The organism is Nocardioides luteus, assembly GCF_000960475.2.
Taxonomy (GTDB): domain Bacteria; phylum Actinomycetota; class Actinomycetes; order Propionibacteriales; family Nocardioidaceae; genus Nocardioides; species Nocardioides luteus_A.
In genome coordinates this window covers 15,553-34,003 of record NZ_JZDQ02000015.1, presented here as the reverse complement: position 1 = coordinate 34,003, position 18,451 = coordinate 15,553, and the positions used below count along the sequence as shown (strand labels likewise).

Here is an 18,451-nt window from a genome sequence, read left to right as displayed (position 1 = left end):
TCCACGCCTCGACCGGGCCTCGCGGCCGCAAGGCCGCCAGGCTCGCCCCTTGAGCTTCTCTACTGTTCCCCCCGTCGGTAGAGAAGCACCGAGGGAAATCGAATGTGGCCCGGCCTCACGGCCGGGCCACATCTCATGTGTGGGTCGCTAGCGCTCGTTGACCATCCGCAGGAACGCCTCGACGAGCGGCCCCGAGGTGGCGGCACCGTTCTCGCCCTCGTCGACGTAGACCGCCACGGCCAGGTCACCCTGCGCGGCGATCATCCAGGTGTGGGTAAGGCGCTTGCCGTTGCGGTCGAACTCCGCCGTGCCGGTCTTGGCGATCACCGGCTTGCCGGGCACGTCGGCCAGGCCGCTGCCCGTGCCGTCGGTGACCACACCCCGGAAGATCGTACGCAGCTGTTCGGCCTCGTCGGCGGCGAGCGGCTCGATGCCCGACGGCTTGGCGACCTGGCCCTCGACGAGGTTCGGGACCACGGTGTGACCGCTCTGGATGGAGCCGATGACGGCGGCCATCACGAGCGGCGAGGCGAGCACCTTGCCCTGCCCGATCGCGTCGGCGGCGTGCTCGGTCTCGCTGGCGGGCTCGGGGATCTGTCCGAAGTAGGAGGTGAAGCCGGCGTCGCGGTCGATCCCGAAGCCCAAGGAGGCGGCGGCCGAGGCGATCTCGGCGTGGCCGACCTCGCTCGCGGCTCCGACCATGGCCGTGTTGCAGGACTCGGCGACGGCGTGGGCGAGCGTGATCTCCCCGAGGGCCGACTTGGGGTACCACGAGTCGTTCGTGAAGGTCTTGCCGTCGACGGTGGCCTTGGCCGGGCACCTGACCTGGCTCTTGGGGTTGAGACCCTTGCGCAGCAGGGCCAGCGTGGTCGCGGCCTTGAAGGTGGAGCCCGGGGCGGCCTGGCCGTAGGTGGCCAGGTTCATCTTGTTGTCCCGGCCGTTGGCGGCGACCAGCACGGCGCCGTCGCTGGGCCGGATCGCCACCAGGGCGCTCTCGGGCTTGATGCGCTTCAGGATCTTCTCGGCGCTCTTCTGCAGCCGCTCGTCGAGGGTGACGGTCAGCGACTTCCCGTCGACCGGATCGGTGCTGTAGAGCCGCTTGAGGACCTCGCCCTCGTCACCGAGCACCGCCACCTGCAGCCCGGGCTTCCCGCGCAGCTGCTCGTCGTAGCGCGCCTGCAGCCCGGAGAGCCCGGCGAGGTCGCCCGGGAGGTAGGTGCCGGGATGCTTCTTCATCATCTCGGCCGTCACCTCACCGACGATCCCGATGACCGGGGACGCGAACTCCTTGGTCGGACCCAGCGGGAGCGTGCGGTTGAGCATCGCGGCACCCTTGATCTTGGCGATCCGCGCGGCCTTGGTCTTCGTCATCATCGGCTTGCGGATCGAGATCGCCTCGACGAACGCCTTGTCACCGGCCGCCTTGACCCGCTTGGCGTAGCGCTTCGGGTTGATGCCGACGATCGCGGCGACGTCCCGGGCGGCCGCGGGCGCCGCCACCGGGTCGATCAGGGTCTTGTCGATGCCCACGGTGACGACCGGACGGTCCGCGACCAGGGTCGCTCCGGACGTGCTCAGGATCTCACCGCGCTGCTGCTGGACGGTCTCGACGTGGAGGCTGCGTCCCTCGGCGAGGGCCGGGGCGACGACGGTCGGCTCCCAGACGAACTCCCACGTCTCATCGGTCTTGCGGAGCTCGACCTCCGACTCGTAGGTCCACCGGCCGCCCGGCAGGCCCCAGGCCCAGGTGAGCGTCGACTTCGCGCTGTCGGTGCCGTGGCCGGTGAAGGTCGGCTTGGTCGCGGACACGTCGGGCGCGCCGAGCTTCCCGAACAGGTTGCCGGTCAGATCCGCGTAGTCCGCCGCGACGGACGCGGGATCGGTCTTGGCCACGAAGTCGACCTTCGTGAACGTGCCGGTCTCCAGGGCGGTGGTCAGGCTCGACATGCTCGGCCCCAGGTCCTTGTCCCCACCACAGGCCGCAAGCAGCGGTAAGGCAACAGCAAGGGCCGCTATGCCCCGGGATACTCGCATGGAACGGTTCTATCAGCCCCGCCCCCAAGATTGGGTTACACCTGTCCAACGCGGAGGTTGTGAAGCCGAGAGTGACCGATAGGCCACGCTCGGCTTCACAACCGTTCCACAGCCGTCAGGTCAGTGCGTCGCCAGCCAGCTGTCCAGATCGATCCCGCGCTGGTCCGCGCGCCTCTGGAGGCGCTCACGGGTCGGCGGCTGGAACACCTCCGGCTCGATGTGGCGGTCGAGGGCGGCGTACCTCTGCTGCTTGGCGGCCTGCGCGGGACCGGATGCCTCGGCCGCGGCGAGCACTGCCGGGGTCGCGGTGACCGCGGCGCCGGTGAGCGGCGTGCTCACCAGGGGCGTGTAACCGTCACGCTGTCCGGCGACGTTGGGGTGATAGGACTCCTCGATCGGGTTCGAGAGACCGTTGATCCACTCGACGTCGTCGCAGACGGCGTGCCCGGTGAACCGGCTGATCGGGTTGACGTAGGAGAAGCCGGCGGCGCTCGCCCGTGACGCCGTGGTGTTGTTGAGGAGCACCGCGGTGTCGTTGAGCATCGTCTCGTCCTCCGGGCTGAACCAGGTGGCCGCGTTGCAGTCCTCGCCCATGAACAGCTTCGGGTAGCCCACGACCACCACCTTCGCGTACGGCGCGGCCGAGCGGATCCTGGAGTAGAGCGTCGTGAGGTTGCCGGGGAGCGTGTTGCGGATGTAGCTCTGCGCGCCCGCGACGGCGCCCGCGCAGTCGCTCGCCCAGGCCGGATAGGCGCACTCGGTGATCACGTCGGCGAAGCCGGCGTCGTTGCCGCCGACCGAGATCGTCACGTACCGGGTCGATGTCGACAGCGCGCTGATCTGCGTGTTGAGGACATCGGGGACCTTCGCGCCCGAGCAGGCGCGGAAGTTGAGGCTGTAGCTCTTCGCCGCGGCGACCAGGCTCGGGTACGCCAGGGTCGACCGTTTGCACGAGGTGCCGTCGGAGATGTAGCTGCGCGTGCCGACTCCCGAGGAGTAGGAGTCGCCGAGCGCGACGTACGGCTCCCCAGCCGCTGAAGCTGGGGAGCCGGGGGCGGCGGCGAGGCCGGCGCCGAGGAGGGCGATGGAGGTGAGGGAGACCGCGAGGCGGACTGTGGACAGGCGGAAGATGGAACCGTTCATGGCAACTCCCGAAAGCCGGGGACCGCTGGGGGTGCGGCCCTTCTCTTCGGTTGTACGCGCCCTCACGCCCGTCCGCAGGAAATTTGTTTCACGTCCAAGTAACTGTCCGGAACCCGCTTACCCGGGTTCATTCCACGTTCTGGAGACGCGGCAGGACCCGGTCGAGCCACCGCGGCAGCCACCACGCACCGGCGCCGAGGATCCGCATCACGGCGGGCACCACGAGGCACCGCACCACGACCGCGTCCAGCAGCACCGCCACCGCCATTACGAAGCCCATCTCCTGCAGCATCCGGTCCGGGCTGAACCAGAACGCACCGAAGACGACGACCATGATCGCGCCGGCCGCGGTGATGACGCCGCCGGTGTGCGCCAGCCCCTCCCGGACCGCCTGCTGGGCGTCGCCGCTGCGCAGCCACTCCTCGCGCATCCGCGAGATCAGGAAGACCTCGTAGTCCATCGAGAGCCCGAAGACGATCGCGAAGGTCATCACCGGCAGGAACGCCTCGATCGGACCCGGCTCGACCCCGAGCAGCCCCTCCTGGAAGACGTACGTCATCGCCCCCATCGAGGCGCCGATCGAGATCAGGTTGAGGACCGCCGCCTTGATCGCCACCGCGACGGAACGGAAGACACACATCAGCAGCAGCGCGGAGAGCCCGACCACGAGCCCGATGAAGAGCGGCAGCTTCTCACCGACCGCGTCGGAGTAGTCGATCAGCGCCGCGGTCGAGCCACCGACGAGGACGTCGCCGCCGAGGTCGTTGCGGAGATCCTCGACCAGCTCGGTCGTCTCGGCGTCCTGCGGTCCGGTCTCCGGGAAGGCGATGGAGGTGAACACCTCGCCGTCGGCCGACGGCTGCGGCGGCGTCACCGCGGCCACGCCGTCGTACCCCTGGACCTTCTCGTACGCCGCGGCCGCCAGCCCCTGCGAGCCCTCGGTCATGATCACGAGGGGACCGTTGGCCCCGGGACCGAACTTCTCGCTGACCAGGTCGTACGCCTTCCGCGTGGTCGAGGAGGGGTCGTCGTTGCCGGCGTCGGCGAAGCCGAGCTGCAGGCCGAGGACCGGGGTGGCGAGGGCACCGAGGGCGACCAGGGAGACGACCAGCGCGGCCCACGGGTGCCGCTGGACGCCGCCGGCCCAGGCACGCCAGCGCTGACCGGGCTCGCGGCGCGATCGGGCGGCGTGGCGGCGTACGGACTTCTCCAGGCGCTTGCCGAACAAGGTCAGCAGCGACGGGAGCAGGGTGACGGCGGCGATCATGGTCATCAGGACGGTGAGCGCGACCCCGAGGACGACGCCCTGGATCGAGGTCAGCTGGAGCACGTAGAGGCCGCAGAGCGCCAGGATCACGCTGACCCCGGCGAAGAGCACCGAGCGGCCGGCGGTGTCGATCGCGGTCGCGGTGGCGTCCTCGCGGGTGGCGCCGTGGAGCAGCTCGCTGCGGTAGCGCGAGAAGACCAGCAGCGCGTAGTCGATGCCCACCCCGAGACCGACGATCATCAGCATCGGCGCGGTGTAGTCCGGGATCGTGGTCAGGTGGGAGAGCAGCGTGACCACACCGAAGGTCGTGCCGACCGCGAAGATCGCGGTGATCAGCGGCAGGCTCGCCGCCAGGAACGAGCCGAACATGAACAGCATGATCACCAGCGCGGCCAGCATCCCGATTCCCTCGGAGCTGCCACCCTCGCCTGCGCTCACCTCGCGCATCGAGTCGCCGGCCATCTCGACCTGGAGATCGCCGGTCGTGGCGTCGTCCGCGATCTCGAGGAACGGCTCGTAGGCACTGGTCGGGAGCTCACCGGGGTTGGCGTCCATCACGACGGTGACCAGCGCCGTCGTACCGTCCTCGCTCACCGACCCGAGCTGCGGATCGGCCGCCTCGACGTGGGCCACATGCGGGGCGTCGGCGAGGTCGGCGAGCAGATCATCCACCGCCTGCTGGTCGGTGTCCCAGCCGCGCTCGTCATGGATCACCGCGCGCAACTCGTCACCGGCCGACCCGCCGTGCTTCGCCTGCAGCTCGGCCATCTCCTGCGACTGGGTGCCCGGGATGTCGAAGGAGTTGCGGTAGTCGTCGCCGATGCCCTGCGCCGCCGCGGTGACGCCGACGAGCACCACCACCCACAACAGCATCGCGGTCCAGTGGTGGCGTTGGGAGAAGGACGCCAGCCGCCGCAGCGGACTGGGTCTCGTGGTCGTCTGGATGGTCATCGTGTCTCCTGTTCTCTGGTGCCTGCCTACCTGTAGACAGGCAACACGTATGGAGACAAGGTACGACGAGTTGTGTAGGCTGTCTACATGAAAGCCGACGCCCTCCGTGGCCACCTCGACTCGCTGATCCTGGCCGTCGTCGAGAAGCAGCCCCTCCACGGCTACGCGATCATCGAGGCGCTCAACGCCCGCAGCGGCGGCGAGCTCGACCTCCCCACCGGCACCATCTACCCCGCCCTGCGGCGCCTGGAGAAGGCCGGCTACCTCCACAGCTCCTGGTCCGAGGTCGGTGGTCGCAAGCGCCGCACCTACGAGCTCTCCTCCGCCGGCCGCAACGCCCTCGCCGCCCACCGTCAGGAGTGGCGTACCTTCGCCAAGGTCGTCTCCGGCGTCCTCGGCGAGGCCTGACCCTGCGGAGTCGGCACTTCTGTCATTCAGGGAGTTCCCTGATGTGGCCGATACCGCCGAGAGCAGAAGATGTGAGCATGAGCGCCGTCGACGTCTACCTCGCGGACCTGCGCGCCGCGATCCCCGGGCCGAGCTGGACCCGGCGCGACCTCCTGCGCGAGGCCGGCGACCATCTCGAGGACGCGACCGAGGCCTACGCCGCAGCCGGCTACACGACCGCCGAGGCGGAAGCCCTGGCGCTGCGCGACTTCGGCTCGGTCGACGACATCGCTCCCGGCTTCCGCGACACCGTCGCGATCGGTGCCGCGAGGCGTACGGCCCTCATGCTCGTCCTCGTCATGATCCCGCAGGCGTTCCTGTGGGACGACGGCATCGACCTGGGTTCGAGCGGGCGGCTGGCGGCTCCCGATGCCGGCCTGTTCAACGTGCTGGACACGATCATCGAGTACGTCGGCACGATCGGCGCCCTGGGCGCCGTCATCGCGCTCGTGGCCACCGCGATCGGTCAGCGCTGGCTTCCCATCGGCCGGCGCGCCGCACGACTGACCGCGGCCTGGGCGTTCGCCATCGCGGTCGTCATCCCGGTCATCGGCCTCACGATGCTGGCCCTCACCGGCAGTCTCACCGTGATGGTCGCGCTGGCCGCGATCGCCTTCATGGCGACCCCGTTCGCCCTGGTCGCCCTCTCCGCCCAACGCACCCTCGCCGCCTGCTGACCCCCTGCCGAGGCGTCACCCCCGTCGGTCGAGACGTCACCGACGCGACCAGTCGGCCGACGCGAGTGACGCTTCGGCCGACGGGGGCGACTTCTCGTCAGTCGAACTTGCGCTTCTGGCGCGGCTTGCGGGGCCGGTCGCCGGCCTCGGGTGCACCGCGGCGCGAGCCCTGGCTCCGGTCGAAGCGACCACCCGAGCGACGCACGGGGCCGCCGCCGGAGTCCTCGGAGAGCTCGATCAGCTTGCCGGAGATACGGGTCGACTCGAGAGCCTTCCAGGTCTCGGGAGCCAGGTCCGCAGGGAGCTCGACGAGCGAGAAGTCGTTGCGGATGGAGATGTTGCCGAAGTCGGCGCGGCGCAGGCCGCCCTCGTTGGCGATGGCACCGACGATCTGGCGGGGCTCGACGCGGTGGCGCTTGCCCACCTGGATCTTGTACGTCGCCAGCGGCTGCCCGTTGCCACGCGACCGCGAGGTCTCCCGACGCTCACCGGACCCACGCTCACCCCGGTCGTCGCGACGACCCCGGCGCTCCTCGTACGCGGGCTTCTCGGGCTCCGGCTCGAGCAGCAGCGGCTCCTCGCCGTGGAGGACGGCGGCCAGCGCGGCGGCGACGTCGACCTCGGGCACGTCGTGCTCCTCGACGTAGTGGCGCACCACGTCACGGAAGAACTCGATCTTCTCACCCTCCTGGAGCGCGGCGGTGATGCCGTCGTCGAAGCGGGAGAGACGGGTCGCGTTGACCTCGTCGACCGAGGGCAGCTGCATCTGCACCGGCTGCGCCTTGGTGTGCTTCTCGATCGCGCGCAGCAGCCACCGCTCACGCGGGGTGACGAACGAGATCGCGTCGCCGGTGCGGCCCGCGCGGCCGGTGCGGCCGATGCGGTGGACGTACGCCTCGACGTCGGTCGGCAGGTCGTAGTTGACCACGTGCGAGATCCGCTCGACGTCCAGACCACGGGCCGCGACATCGGTCGCGACCAGGATGTCCAGCGAGCCGTCCTTGAGCTGGTTGACGGTCTTCTCGCGCTGGACCTGGGCGATGTCACCGTTGATCGCGGTCGCGGCGAAGCCACGCGCGCGCAGCTTCTCGGCCAGCGACTCGGTCTCGGACTTGGTGCGCGTGAAGACGATCATGCCCTCGAAGTTCTCGACCTCGAGGATGCGGGTGAGCGCGTCGACCTTCTGGGGGTAGGACACCATCAGGTAGCGCTGGGTGATGTTGGCGGCGGTCTGGGTCTTCGCCTTGACCGAGATCTCCTCGGCATCGCGGAGGTACTTCTTCGACAGCCGGCGGATCTGCGCCGGCATGGTCGCGGAGAAGAGTGCGACCTGCTTGTCCTCGGGGGTGTCGGCAAGGATCGTCTCGACGTCCTCCGCGAAGCCCATGTTGAGCATCTCGTCGGCCTCGTCGAGCACCAGGAAGCGCAGCTGGGAGAGATCCAGCGTGCCCTTCTCCAGGTGGTCCATGATCCGGCCGGGGGTGCCGACGACGACGTGGACACCGCGACGCAGCGCGGTCAGCTGCGGACCGTAGCCCTGCCCGCCGTAGACCGGCAGGATGCGTACGCCGTCGAGGTTGGACGCGTAGCGCTCGAACGCCTCGCACACCTGCAGGGCCAGCTCGCGCGTCGGCGCGAGCACCAGCGCCTGGGGCGCGTTCTGGTAGACGTCGAGGTTCGAGAGCACCGGCAGCGCGAACGCGGCGGTCTTCCCGGTGCCGGTCTGCGCGAGACCGACCACGTCGCGACCCTGGAGCAGCGTGGGGATCGTCGCGGCCTGGATCGCGCTCGGCGTCTCGTAGCCGAGGGCCTTCACGGCCTCGAGGACACCGGCGGACAGACCGAGTGAGTCGAAGGTCGGACCCTGCTCTACCTCCACGCTCGGCTCCTCGGACGTGGGAGTGGTGGATACGGCAGAATCAACGTCGGTGCTCACCATCCAACGGTAGGCCCTTATAGCACGATCTCGACATTCCTCGGCGCGGTGGCCCCGGTCACTCAGGAGACGATGACCTCGTCGCCGACCGCGATCTCGCCGGGATGGACGACGCCGAGGTGCACCGCCGCCCAGGTCTTGCCTCCCCACCGTCGATGGACCGCGAGCGTACGCAGCGGCTCCTTGCTCTTCTCCAGCGTCACCGGATCGATGGTGGTCATCACGCAGCGCGGGACCGCCGAGACGACCCGGAACCGGACCGGTCCGATGCCGATCTCCTTCCACCCGTCCTCGGCGAACGCCTCCTCGGCACCCTCGACCAGGAGACTGGGCCGGAACCGCTGCGCGGTGATCGTCACCTCGCTCCAGGAGTCGATCGCGGCGACCGAGGCGTCGGTGATCAGGGAGACCGCGGAGTCGTCGTGGAAGGCGGCGTGGTCGGAGGCGGTGAACCCGTCCTCGGCGTCGAGCACCCGGCGGAACGGGTCGTGGCACCACACCAGCGACAGGTCGTCGCGGCCGAGGGCGCGGCGCAGCCACGCGTCGGCCTCCGGACCGGCCGGACGCACACGCATCCTCGGACGGTTGAACATCTCGACGTCGCGTACGCCCTCGGTCGGGATCGCCAGCTCGATCGGCTCGTGCCCGGGCGCACTCAGCCGCAGGTCGGCGCCGCCGCCGGTCGCCGGCGTGTCGGCGACGATGGTGAAGAGCTCACGGAGCTCCCGCGCGGAGACGAGCCTCCCGTCACCGTCGACGACCATCCACTCCCGGTCCCCGACGAGGCCCGCCCTCCCGACGTACGCCTCCTGCACCGGCCTGATCGCCGTCGACTTCACCGGATGGAGATTGATACCTGCCAGACGCATGGGCCGATTCAACCGCTCCCGGCTACTCAACGGTTACCGATTTTGCGAGGTTGCGCGGCTTGTCGACGTCGTGACCGAGCGCCTTGGCGGCATGGAAGGCGATCAGCTGGAGCGGGATGGTCAGCAGGATCGGGTCGAGCTCGACCTCGTTCTTCGGTACGTCCACCCGCAGTGCGTCGAGCTCGCCGAGGTCGACGTCGGCGTGGGTGACGACGACCAGCGGCCCGCGGCGGGCGCTGATCTCGTGCAGGGCCGCGACGTTGCGGTCGGTGAGCTCGTCCTGGGGCACGATCGCCACGGTCGGCACCGACTCGGAGATGAGCGCGAGCGGGCCGTGCTTGAGCTCGGAGGTCTGGTAGGCCTCGGCGTGCCGGTAGGAGATCTCCTTCAGCTTCTGAGCACCCTCGCGCGCGACCGGGTAGCCGCGTACACGGCCGACGAAGAACATCGACTCGGCCTCGGCCAGGCGCGCCGCAACCTCCTCGAGGTGGGACTCGCCCTTGAGGATCTCCTCGATCTGCCTGGGCAGCGCCTGCAGGCCGGCGATGAGCCGCTTCCCGTCGGCGATCGAGAGGTCGCGGACACGACCGAGCTGGAGCGCCAGCAGGGAGAACGCGACGTACATGTTGGTCAGCGCCTTGGTCGAGGCGACCGCGATCTCCGGGCCGGCGTGCAGGTAGATCCCGCCGTCGACGGCGCGGGCGATCGCCGAGCCGACGACGTTGACGACGCCCAGCACCCGGCCGCCCTTGCGCTTGATCTCCTGGACGGCGAGCAGGGTGTCGATCGTCTCGCCGGACTGGGAGACGACGACGTAGAGCGTGTCGGGCTCGATGATCGGGTTGCGGTAGCGGAACTCCGAGGCCGCCTCGGCGTCGGCCGGGATCCGGGCCAGCTCCTCGATCAGCCCTGCGCCCATCTGGCCGACGTAGTAGGCGGAGCCGCAGCCGAGGATCTTCACCCTCCGGATCGCGCGCAGCTCGCGCGGGTCGAGGTTGAGCCCGCCGAGGTGCGCAGTGCCGAACCGCTCGTCGAGCCGTCCGCGCAGCGCCCGCTCGACCGAGGACGGCTGCTCGAGGATCTCGGTGAACATCCGCGGCTCGTCGGCGAGCTCGCCGTACTCGTACGCCGACGGGTCCACGTCGACCTCGCGGGCCGTCGTGGTGGTCGTCGTCAGGTCCTGGCGGAAGGTCGTGAAGCCGGTCGCGGTGACGGTCGCCAGCTCGCCGTCGTCGAGGTGGGCGACGGTGGTGGTGTGGCGCACGATCGCGGCCAGGTCCGAGGCGACGTACATCTCGCCGTCGCCGACCCCGACGATCAGCGGGGAGCCGTTGCGGGCCACCACCATGCGGTCGGGGAAGTCGGCGTGCACGACGGCGAGACCCCAGGTGCCCTCGACCTGGGAGAGCGCGTCGACCACCTTGGCCTCCAGCGTGTCCGCGGTCGACAGACCGATGAGGTGGGCGAAGACCTCGGTGTCGGTGTCACTGACCAGCTCGACGCCCGCCTCGGTCAGCCGCTCCCGCAGCGAGGCGGCGTTGTCGACGATCCCGTTGTGGACGACCGCGACCCGGCCGTCGGCGGAGGCGTGCGGGTGGGCGTTGGTGTCGTTCGCCGGACCGTGCGTCGCCCACCGGGTGTGGCCGATGCCGACCTTGCCGGCGAACCGCTTCGGCAGCGCATCCACCAGATCGCGTACGCGGCCGGCCTTCTTCACCACCTGGAGCCTGCTGCCCAGCACCGCGACGCCCGCCGAGTCGTAGCCGCGATGCTCCAGCCGGGCCAACCCCTCGGTGAGCAGGCCCGCAGCCTGCTGGGGCCCGATGTAGCCGACGATTCCGCACATGTGTCCTGTCCGTCCTATCCGTAGATGAGCCGTCGCAGCTGGCGCTCGGTCAGCCGCGGCGCGGCAACGACTCGCGCCCGAAGCTCCTCGGCGAGCTGCGCGAAGATCGCGTCGTTCTTCGCGCCGTAGGTCTTCAGCTGTGAGTGCCGGCGACGTACGTAGGCCTCGACCGGTTCGTCGAAGTACGCCACCACGTCCTCGATCACCCTCCCCGCCTCCGTGGGCGGGAGCCCGGTGGTGGCGACCAGGTGGTCGATCAGCGCTTGCTCCGCATTCACGCCACCCACTGTGAGGCACGCGCAGGACGAGACTCAAGTTTCTGCCCGATTTCGGGCAGGACTTGCCACATGGCCGCAAAGTGGGGCACGGCATGCACCTGGCGTGCCTTTCCGGCTCCTCAAGTGGGGCACACCGCGCCATCTGGCCAACTACTTGGACACGAGAGTGGGGGTGCGGTACCTTAGATGAACACAAGGTGAACAGGAGGTGTCTGATGAAGGGAAATGAAGTGACTAGCAGGCTCGAGCTCCGCTGGCTCCCCGTCGTCGACCGCCGCGGCCGTAAGCACATGGAGGCCCGCTGGGTCGAAGTAAGTGCACCCGCGACCACGCGTCACGCTGCCTGACAACCGCTCAACACTTCTGAGGCCCGCTCCCGACAGGGGAGCGGGCCTCATGCGTTTAGGGATAGCGTTGTCACTGCAACCAATCTTCGGCCCTCGCCAGAAACACCGGCGAGAGCGGGAACATTGGGCGAGATTCCCCCGTTATGATGCTTGCAGTTTCAACCAATTCTTCCAGGAGCACACCCGCCATGGGCATTTTCAGCAAGAAGGACACGGCCCCCGCCGCCACCGACTTCGACACCCCGACCGCCGCCATCGAGGACATCTCGGGTGACTACACCCTCGACGTCGCCCACACCCGCCTGGGCTTCTCGGCCCGCCACGCGATGGTGACCACTGTCCGCGGCTCCTTCAAGGAGTTCGAGGGCACCGCGACGATCGACACCGCCGAGCCCGGCAAGTCCAAGGTCTCGCTCACGATCAAGGCCGACTCGGTCGACACCGGCAACGCCGACCGCGACGCCCACCTGCTCTCGGGTGACTTCTTCGAGAACGAGGCCCACCCCAACATCACCTTCGAGTCGACCGAGGTCGAGTTCGACGGCGAGACCTGGAACATCACCGGTGACCTGACCATCAAGGGCACCACCAAGTCGGTCACCGTCCCGTTCGAGCAGACCGGCTCCGCCAAGGACCCGTTCGGCAACACCCGCGTCGGCTTCGAGGGCGCGGTCGCGATCAACCGCACCGACTGGGGTCTCTCCTTCAACGCCGCGCTCGAGACCGGCGGCGTGCTCGTCTCCGAGAAGATCAAGCTCGAGTTCGACATCTCCGCGATCAAGACCGTCGAGGCCTGAGCCTCGACCGGCGCTAGCGCCGGTCGGACGTGAACGGGGCCACCGGGAGATTCTCCCGGTGGCCCCGACGCATCTCACGCACGCATCGCTCAGGGCACGTCAGACCCCGCGGCGTCCGTGACGTAGTAGTACTTCTGCACCCCTACTCGGGCGGTGCCGACGACGTCGGCGGACGACGAGTCGCCCGTGACTCCCCCGGCGAAGCCGACCTGGTCCGTGTCGAGATCGACACCGCGCCCGCCGGGCAGCGGGGGCCGGGCGTCGTTGTCGTGGTGGACCACACCGCCACCGGTCGCATTGTCGACCGGGGACTCGACGTGCGCACGGCCACTGACCACGACCGTCGTCCCATCGGTCGTCACCGTGACCGCCGCATCGTTGCCGGCCTGTTCGCCCGACACCGTGACCGGACCCACGGGTCCGCGATCCGGTTCCTTGATCGGCTGCCGGGCCACCGAGGCGGCTCCGGTGTCGTCCGGCTCAACGGACTGCGAGTCGGCGCAGGCGACCGCAGCACCGGCGACCACCAAGCCACCTGCCACGAGGGTCACCGCCACCGTTCGCCGAAGTCCCCCGAGTAGCTTCGAGTTCATCGCGTTCTCCTGATGTGAGGTTGCGCGGCCGTTCGGCCGCAGGACTCCGCGCCCCTCTAGGCAGAGGGATCCCGGAGTGGTGGGAATGCGGGACCCCGTCGGCGCCTGCACCCGGCGCCCGAGCGCACGGGGATCGCGGCTGGCACCAGCGGGGTCCCGCCGAATGGGGCGAGCGCAGTCCTGGTCACGCTCATAGCCCCACCCATCGGACCGGACGGATCGGCAGTCTCGATGGACTTCGCCAGCCTCACGTCCGGTGGTAGATCCACACAGGCGACGCCCCCCGGCGTCCAATCGTCTGCGTGGATCCGCTGCTCATCATCACGCTCGATCTTCGTCGCAGGTCGGACATGACGAGCCGTCACGGCGCGGCGTACGCCGTCGTCTCGACTGCTCGCCGAGACCATCACAGTCTCTTTGTCCAACATCGACACTCCCGAGATCGGCCCGAATCAGACCTTCAACACTTGTTACGTACGTCGACGGTATGACGTTGCGGTTCCTCTGAAAATAAGGAAAAAGTCCCGCAAACACGCAGTTGAGGCGTGTTTGCGGGACTTTGTCTCAGGATCGATCGACCTCAGCGCACCTCCGTCGTCGAGCTCAGCTCCTCGACGACACCCTCGTCGCCGGCGTCGACCGAGTAGTCCTCGGGCGAGGTCGCGTCCTCCCCGTCCGGCACGTTGAGCGCCCTCAGGATCGGGGTCAGCACGACGACCACGATCAGGTTGAGCAGGAACGCGGTGAGCGCGATGTAGATCGGCGTCTCCGTACCCGGGAACGGCGCCAGTGGTCCACCGAAGTGCTCCTGGGTGGGCGAGGAGACCCCGTACGCGACGATCGTCCCGTACGCCATCCCGACCGCCCAGCCGGCCAGGACCGCCCAGCGGTGGAACCACCGGGTGTAGAGCCCGACGACGATCGCGGGCAGCGTCTGCAGGATCCAGACGCCACCGAGCAGCTGCAGGTTGATGGCGTACGACTTCGACAGCGCCAGCACGAAGAGCAGTGCCCCGAACTTCACGATCAGGGACACGATCTTGGCCTGCCTGGCCTCGTCCTGCGGGGTGGCGTCGGGCTTGAGGTAGGCCTTGTAGATGTTGCGCGTCCACAGGTTCGCGGCCGCGATCGACATGATCGCCGCCGGCACGAGGGCCCCGATGATGACCGCCGCGTACGCGACGCCCGCGAACCACGCCGGGAACTGGTCCTCGAAGAGCTGCGGGATCGCCAGCTGCGGGTTCGGCGGGTCACCGACCATCACTCCCGCCGCGAGAGCGACGAAGCCGAGCAGCGCCAGGAGTCCCAGCAGGAACGAGTACGCCGGCAGCAGCGCCGCGTTGCGGCGGATCACGGTGCGGCTGCGCGTGGAGAGGACACCGGTGATCGAGTGCGGGTACATGAACAGCGCCAGCGCCGAACCGAGCGCCAGGGAGGCGTAGGCCCACTGACCCGCGGCGGCAGCCGGGAACAGCGCCTTCGGCGCGGCATCGCCGGCGGCGATCGCGTCGGCGTTCTCGCTGTTGAAGGTGTCGAAGCCGTTCTGCACCGCGTCGAAGATGTTGCCCCAGCCACCGAGCTGCGAGGGGATGTAGATGATCGCCACGATGATCACGATGTAGATCAGCGAGTCCTTCACGAACGCGATCAGCGCGGGCGCCCGCAACCCGGAGGAGTACGTGTAGGCGGCCAGCACCGCGAACGCGATGAAGAGCGGCAGATCACGGATGAACCAGTTCGAGGAGTCGCTCTGCAGGCCCATCACCTCGAGCACGACCTCCATGCCCACCAGCTGCAGCGCGATGTAGGGCATGGTGGCGAGCAGACCGGTGAGCGCGACCACGAGACCGAGCGACTTCGAGCCGTAGCGCCCGGTGACGAAGTCGGCCGGGGTGACGAACCCGTGCTTGTGCGAGACCGACCACAGCTTCGGCAGGAAGGCGAAGATGATCGGGTAGACGAGGATCGTGTAGGGCACCGCGAAGAAGCCGACGGCCGAGCCGGCGAACAGCGTCGCGGGAACCGCGATGAACGTGTACGCCGTGTAGAGGTCGCCTCCGATGAGGAACCAGGCCACGAACGTACCGAACCCGCGGCCGCCCAGCCCCCACTCGTCGAGGTTGTCCATCGACTTCGCCCTGCGCCAGCGCGCGGCGGAGAAGCCGAGGATCGTGACCAGCAGGAAGAGGAAGGCGAAGACGGAGACTGCCACCGCGCTCACTGGCCGGCCTCCTTCCAGGGGCGCCCGGCGGCGTCACGGTCACGCCGGAACGCGGCCTTGGCGACGAAGTAGGCGATGGTCGTGAACAGGACCGAGCAGGGGATGAGGACGAGCTGGAACCAGAAGTAGAACGGGAATCCGGCGAGCGTCGGGGCCTCCTTCGCGTACAGCGGCACCGCGAGACACGGTGCTGCTGCCGCGACCAGGAGGACCCCGACGAGGATCCACGAGCCCTTGGACGAGGACGGCATGGGTCACCTCCGAGATCTGTCGAAGTGAGATGGGACGATGTGACCTTGGTCACATTGGTGACCCCTGTCCAGCCCAAATCGACCCACACGACGACGAACGGTCGATCTGCCGCGACGAACGGTCGAACCCTGTGCCGCGGGAGGGACCCTTCGACCTCAGCGGTAGATCAGGTACGGCCGGCGGCGGGCGTCGAACTCGGCGAGCTCGTCGGCCCAGGCGGCCTCGATCTCGTCGCCGGTGGCGCCGGCATCGATCTGCGTACGCAGCCTCGTCGAGCCGGTCAGCTTGTCGATCCAGAAGGGCCGGGCGGTGTCCCAGGAGTCCTGCCGCCAGGCGAAATCGGGGTAGAGCGACGTGGCCGTGACCAGCATCTCGACACCGGTGCGGATCGGGTCGAAACGGTCGCGGTCCTGGATCGTGACCTGCACCCCGCCGCACACCTGGCCGGCGAACTTGTTGACCGAGGGGTTGAAGTAGGCCTCCCGGAACGTCACTCCCGGCAGACCCGCCTCCTCCAGCGCCGCGGCCCAGCGGTGGTCGACGAACGGCGCCCCGATCAGCTCGAACGGCTTGGTGGTGCCGCGCCCCTCGGAGAGGTTGGTGCCCTCGAACATGCAGGTGCCGGGGTAGGCGAGCGCGGTGTCGGGGGTGGGCATGTTGGGGCTCGGCAGGATGAAGTCGAGGCCGGTGTCGGCGTACAACGTCGTTCTCCGCCACCCGGAGACCTCGACGACGTCGAGCTGAGCGAGCCGCCCACCGGCGTGCTCCTCGAGGAACTCGCCGTCGAAGAAGCGAGCCAGCTCGCCGACCGACATCCCGTGCTGCTGGACGATCTCGCGGGCGCCCACGCCCGAGGTGTACGCAGCGGTCATCATCGGTCCGCGGGCGACTCCGCCGACAGGGTTGGGCCGGTCAAGGACGACGAAGCGCGTGCCGGTCGCGACGGCGGCCTGCATCGCCGTCCACATCGTCCAGATGTAGGTGTAGAACCGGGCACCGACGTCCTGGATGTCGAAGACGACGGTCTCGACGCCCGCGGTGGTGAACAGCTCGCGCATTTTCGCGACGTTCGCTCCGTAGGCGTCGTAGACGGTCAGGCCGGTGCGCTCGTCGACGAAGGTGCCCTCCGAGCCGCCGGCCTGAGCCGTGCCCCGGAAGCCGTGCTCCGGACCGAACACCCCGGCGATGCTCACGCTCCCCGACTCGTGCATCTCGTCGACGATGTTGCGGAGATTGCGCAGCACGCCGGTGGGGTTGGTGATGACGCCGACGCGTTCGCCCGACAGCACCGACCAGTCGTCGGCAGCGGCTCGGTCGGCGCCGGGAGTCACCGGACGACCTCGGTCCCCGGCCGGCGGTGGCGCGATCGGGCCCGGCTCGGCCCGGGCCGCTCCGGCGAGAACCGGCGCTCCCGCCGCACCGATCGTTGCCGCGGCGAGCAGCCGGCGGCGGGCGATTCTCGGACCTTCAGCGACCATGATCTGCTCCCGTCCTCGGTGACCCTCGACCTGGCAGGCTAGCCCCGCCGCGCCGGCTTGGGGAGCGAAATCCGCTGGTCCGGATCAGGCCTTGGCGAGGTGGGCGTCGAGCCGCTCGGGCGAGAGCAGATGGTTGATGGCGACCGCGGCGCAGCCGACCATCCCGGTGGAGTCGGCGTGGGTGGAGGGGACGAAGGTCAGGTCACGCGTGGCAAGGGCGGTCGAACGCGAGTAGACGGTCTCGCGGACACCCGCGGTGAAGAGGTCGAAGGCGGCGGCCATGTCGCCGCCGATGACGACGACCTCGGGGTTGAGCAGGTTGATCGCGATCGCCAGCACCTCACCGAGCTGGCGGCCGGCCTCCCGCAGCAGGCCACGGGCGATCGCGTCGCCGGCCAGCGCGGCGGCCACCAGGTCACGGATGTGCCCGGCGGAGACACCGGAGTCGACCAGTCCCTGGGTCAGCGCCCAGCCCGCGGCGACGGTCTCCAGGCAGCCGGTGGCGCCGCAGCGGCACGGGCGCTCGCCGGCGGACTCGACCCGGGTGTGCCCGATCTCTCCGACGGCACCGGCGTGGCCCCGCAGCACCCGGCCGTCGGCGATCACCGCCAGGCCGAGGCCGGTCGAGGCCTTCACGACCAGCGCGTCCTTCGGGTGCAGCCCGCTCCCGAAGAGCTCGGCCGTGGCCAGCGCATCGGTGTCGTTGACGAGCACCAGCGGGCCGTCGGTGAGACGGTCGAAGTAGGGGTCGAGCGCGACGCCGTCCCAGCCCCGCATCACCGGCGAGTCGACCGAGACGCGGCGGACGGGGTCGACGACGCCCGGCAGGCTCATCCCGACGCCGAGCACCGGCGGCTCGATCCCCTCCAGGAGCCGCTCCAGCCGGTCGGTCACGTCGGGCATCAGGTCGTCGGCGGCGATCCCGACCTCGTGGTCGCGCGTGTCGCCGGCGAGCTCGCGGCCGTCGAGGTCGAAGACGGCGAGCTGGCTGCGGGAGCGCCCGATCGCCACCGCCAGGACGACCCCGGCGTCGGCGTTGAAGGTCAGCGAGCCCGGCGGCCGGCCACCGGTGGACGCGAGCTCCTCCCCGGTGAGGATCAGCCCCGCCTCGACCAGGGCGGAGACCCGAGACACCACAGCGGTACGCGACAGACCGGTGGTTTTCTGCAGATCGCTGCGAGTCAGGGCGCGCCCGGAGCGCACCAGAGCGAGGACGTCGGCGGCGGTTGTCATCTCGGGCATGGGGTCAGCGTACGCCACTTATGTCTTTGGCGTACCAAAGATTTACTTGTATCGATCCAAAGATCATGACATT

15 protein-coding genes are annotated in these 18,451 nt (G+C 69.3%); 3 read left to right on the top strand and 12 right to left on the bottom strand.

What is annotated here, in order from left to right; genetic code table 11:
* Positions 1-147: 147 nt before the first annotated feature.
* The 3 genes from UG56_RS12160 to UG56_RS12150 form a co-directional block, all read right to left on the bottom strand.
* On the bottom strand, positions 148-1,947 hold the full coding sequence (locus tag UG56_RS12160) for a penicillin-binding transpeptidase domain-containing protein (RefSeq protein ID WP_052693107.1): 1,800 nt from the start codon (positions 1,945-1,947) through the stop codon (positions 148-150).
* Between the two features lie 207 nt (positions 1,948-2,154).
* Positions 2,155-3,177: an SGNH/GDSL hydrolase family protein gene (locus tag UG56_RS12155; RefSeq protein WP_045546933.1), complete on the bottom strand. Its 1,023-nt coding sequence runs from the start codon at positions 3,175-3,177 to the stop codon at positions 2,155-2,157.
* Positions 3,178-3,304: 127 nt separating this feature from the next.
* A complete protein-coding gene (locus UG56_RS12150; RefSeq protein WP_045546932.1) occupies positions 3,305-5,395 on the bottom strand; it encodes an MMPL family transporter in 2,091 nt (696 codons plus the stop codon).
* Between the two features lie 87 nt (positions 5,396-5,482).
* On the opposite strand from UG56_RS12150, the gene UG56_RS12145 reads away from it, so the two are divergent.
* Both UG56_RS12145 and UG56_RS12140 read left to right on the top strand, forming a co-directional pair.
* Positions 5,483-5,803, top strand: coding sequence for a PadR family transcriptional regulator (locus UG56_RS12145; RefSeq protein WP_045546931.1), 321 nt, complete (start codon positions 5,483-5,485; stop codon positions 5,801-5,803).
* Positions 5,804-5,880: 77 nt separating this feature from the next.
* Positions 5,881-6,519, top strand: a complete 639-nt coding sequence (locus UG56_RS12140) for a permease prefix domain 1-containing protein (protein WP_052693105.1) — start codon at positions 5,881-5,883, stop codon at positions 6,517-6,519.
* A 97-nt stretch (positions 6,520-6,616) separates the two neighbouring features.
* Here UG56_RS12140 and UG56_RS12135 read toward each other — a convergent pair whose 3' ends face one another.
* The 4 genes from UG56_RS12135 to UG56_RS12120 form a co-directional block, all read right to left on the bottom strand.
* A complete protein-coding gene (locus tag UG56_RS12135) occupies positions 6,617-8,398 on the bottom strand; it encodes a DEAD/DEAH box helicase (RefSeq protein WP_045546929.1) in 1,782 nt (593 codons plus the stop codon).
* A gap of 119 nt (positions 8,399-8,517) precedes the next feature.
* Positions 8,518-9,324 (bottom strand): MOSC domain-containing protein, encoded by an 807-nt coding sequence (locus UG56_RS12130; protein WP_045546928.1) that lies wholly within the window; start codon positions 9,322-9,324, stop codon positions 8,518-8,520.
* Positions 9,325-9,346: 22 nt separating this feature from the next.
* Positions 9,347-11,170 carry a glutamine--fructose-6-phosphate transaminase (isomerizing) gene (glmS, locus tag UG56_RS12125; protein WP_045546927.1) on the bottom strand — a complete coding sequence of 608 codons (1,824 nt, stop codon included), beginning with the start codon at positions 11,168-11,170 and terminating at the stop codon, positions 9,347-9,349.
* A 14-nt stretch (positions 11,171-11,184) separates the two neighbouring features.
* Positions 11,185-11,448, bottom strand: coding sequence for a hypothetical protein (locus UG56_RS12120; protein WP_084100980.1), 264 nt, complete (start codon positions 11,446-11,448; stop codon positions 11,185-11,187).
* Positions 11,449-11,983: 535 nt separating this feature from the next.
* On the opposite strand from UG56_RS12120, the gene UG56_RS12115 reads away from it, so the two are divergent.
* A complete protein-coding gene (locus tag UG56_RS12115; protein ID WP_045546925.1) occupies positions 11,984-12,592 on the top strand; it encodes a YceI family protein in 609 nt (202 codons plus the stop codon).
* 89 nt (positions 12,593-12,681) lie between these two features.
* On the opposite strand, the gene UG56_RS12110 is transcribed toward UG56_RS12115, so the two are convergent.
* From UG56_RS12110 to UG56_RS12090, 5 genes are all read right to left on the bottom strand, one after another.
* A complete protein-coding gene (locus UG56_RS12110) occupies positions 12,682-13,185 on the bottom strand; it encodes a hypothetical protein (protein WP_143055012.1) in 504 nt (167 codons plus the stop codon).
* A gap of 580 nt (positions 13,186-13,765) precedes the next feature.
* Positions 13,766-15,406, bottom strand: coding sequence for a monocarboxylate uptake permease MctP (mctP, locus tag UG56_RS12105; protein ID WP_218145203.1), 1,641 nt, complete (start codon positions 15,404-15,406; stop codon positions 13,766-13,768).
* A complete protein-coding gene (locus tag UG56_RS12100; RefSeq protein WP_045546922.1) occupies positions 15,403-15,657 on the bottom strand; it encodes a DUF3311 domain-containing protein in 255 nt (84 codons plus the stop codon). Before UG56_RS12100 ends, mctP begins: the two co-directional genes overlap by 4 nt.
* Positions 15,658-15,813: 156 nt before the next feature.
* Positions 15,814-17,136, bottom strand: coding sequence for an exo-beta-N-acetylmuramidase NamZ family protein (locus UG56_RS12095; RefSeq protein ID WP_071327043.1), 1,323 nt, complete (start codon positions 17,134-17,136; stop codon positions 15,814-15,816).
* A gap of 84 nt (positions 17,137-17,220) precedes the next feature.
* Positions 17,221-18,378, bottom strand: a complete 1,158-nt coding sequence (locus tag UG56_RS12090) for an ROK family transcriptional regulator (protein WP_071327042.1) — start codon at positions 18,376-18,378, stop codon at positions 17,221-17,223.
* Between the last annotated feature and the right edge of the window lie 73 nt (positions 18,379-18,451).

Excerpts from the sequence above, each read along its gene's own strand:
- UG56_RS12160 (WP_052693107.1), bottom strand. The coding sequence starts at position 1,947 with ATGTCGAGCCTGACCACCGCCCTGGAGACCGGCACGTTCACGAAGGTC.
- UG56_RS12155 (WP_045546933.1), bottom strand. The coding sequence starts at position 3,177 with ATGAACGGTTCCATCTTCCGCCTGTCCACAGTCCGCCTCGCGGTCTCC.
- UG56_RS12150 (WP_045546932.1), bottom strand. The coding sequence starts at position 5,395 with ATGACCATCCAGACGACCACGAGACCCAGTCCGCTGCGGCGGCTGGCG.
- UG56_RS12145 (WP_045546931.1), top strand. The coding sequence starts at position 5,483 with ATGAAAGCCGACGCCCTCCGTGGCCACCTCGACTCGCTGATCCTGGCC.
- UG56_RS12140 (WP_052693105.1), top strand. The coding sequence starts at position 5,881 with ATGAGCGCCGTCGACGTCTACCTCGCGGACCTGCGCGCCGCGATCCCC.
- UG56_RS12130 (WP_045546928.1), bottom strand. The coding sequence starts at position 9,324 with ATGCGTCTGGCAGGTATCAATCTCCATCCGGTGAAGTCGACGGCGATC.
- glmS (WP_045546927.1), bottom strand. The coding sequence starts at position 11,170 with ATGTGCGGAATCGTCGGCTACATCGGGCCCCAGCAGGCTGCGGGCCTG.
- UG56_RS12115 (WP_045546925.1), top strand. The coding sequence starts at position 11,984 with ATGGGCATTTTCAGCAAGAAGGACACGGCCCCCGCCGCCACCGACTTC.
- UG56_RS12110 (WP_143055012.1), bottom strand. The coding sequence starts at position 13,185 with ATGAACTCGAAGCTACTCGGGGGACTTCGGCGAACGGTGGCGGTGACC.
- UG56_RS12100 (WP_045546922.1), bottom strand. The coding sequence starts at position 15,657 with ATGCCGTCCTCGTCCAAGGGCTCGTGGATCCTCGTCGGGGTCCTCCTG.
- UG56_RS12095 (WP_071327043.1), bottom strand. The coding sequence starts at position 17,136 with ATGGTCGCTGAAGGTCCGAGAATCGCCCGCCGCCGGCTGCTCGCCGCG.
- UG56_RS12090 (WP_071327042.1), bottom strand. The coding sequence starts at position 18,378 with ATGCCCGAGATGACAACCGCCGCCGACGTCCTCGCTCTGGTGCGCTCC.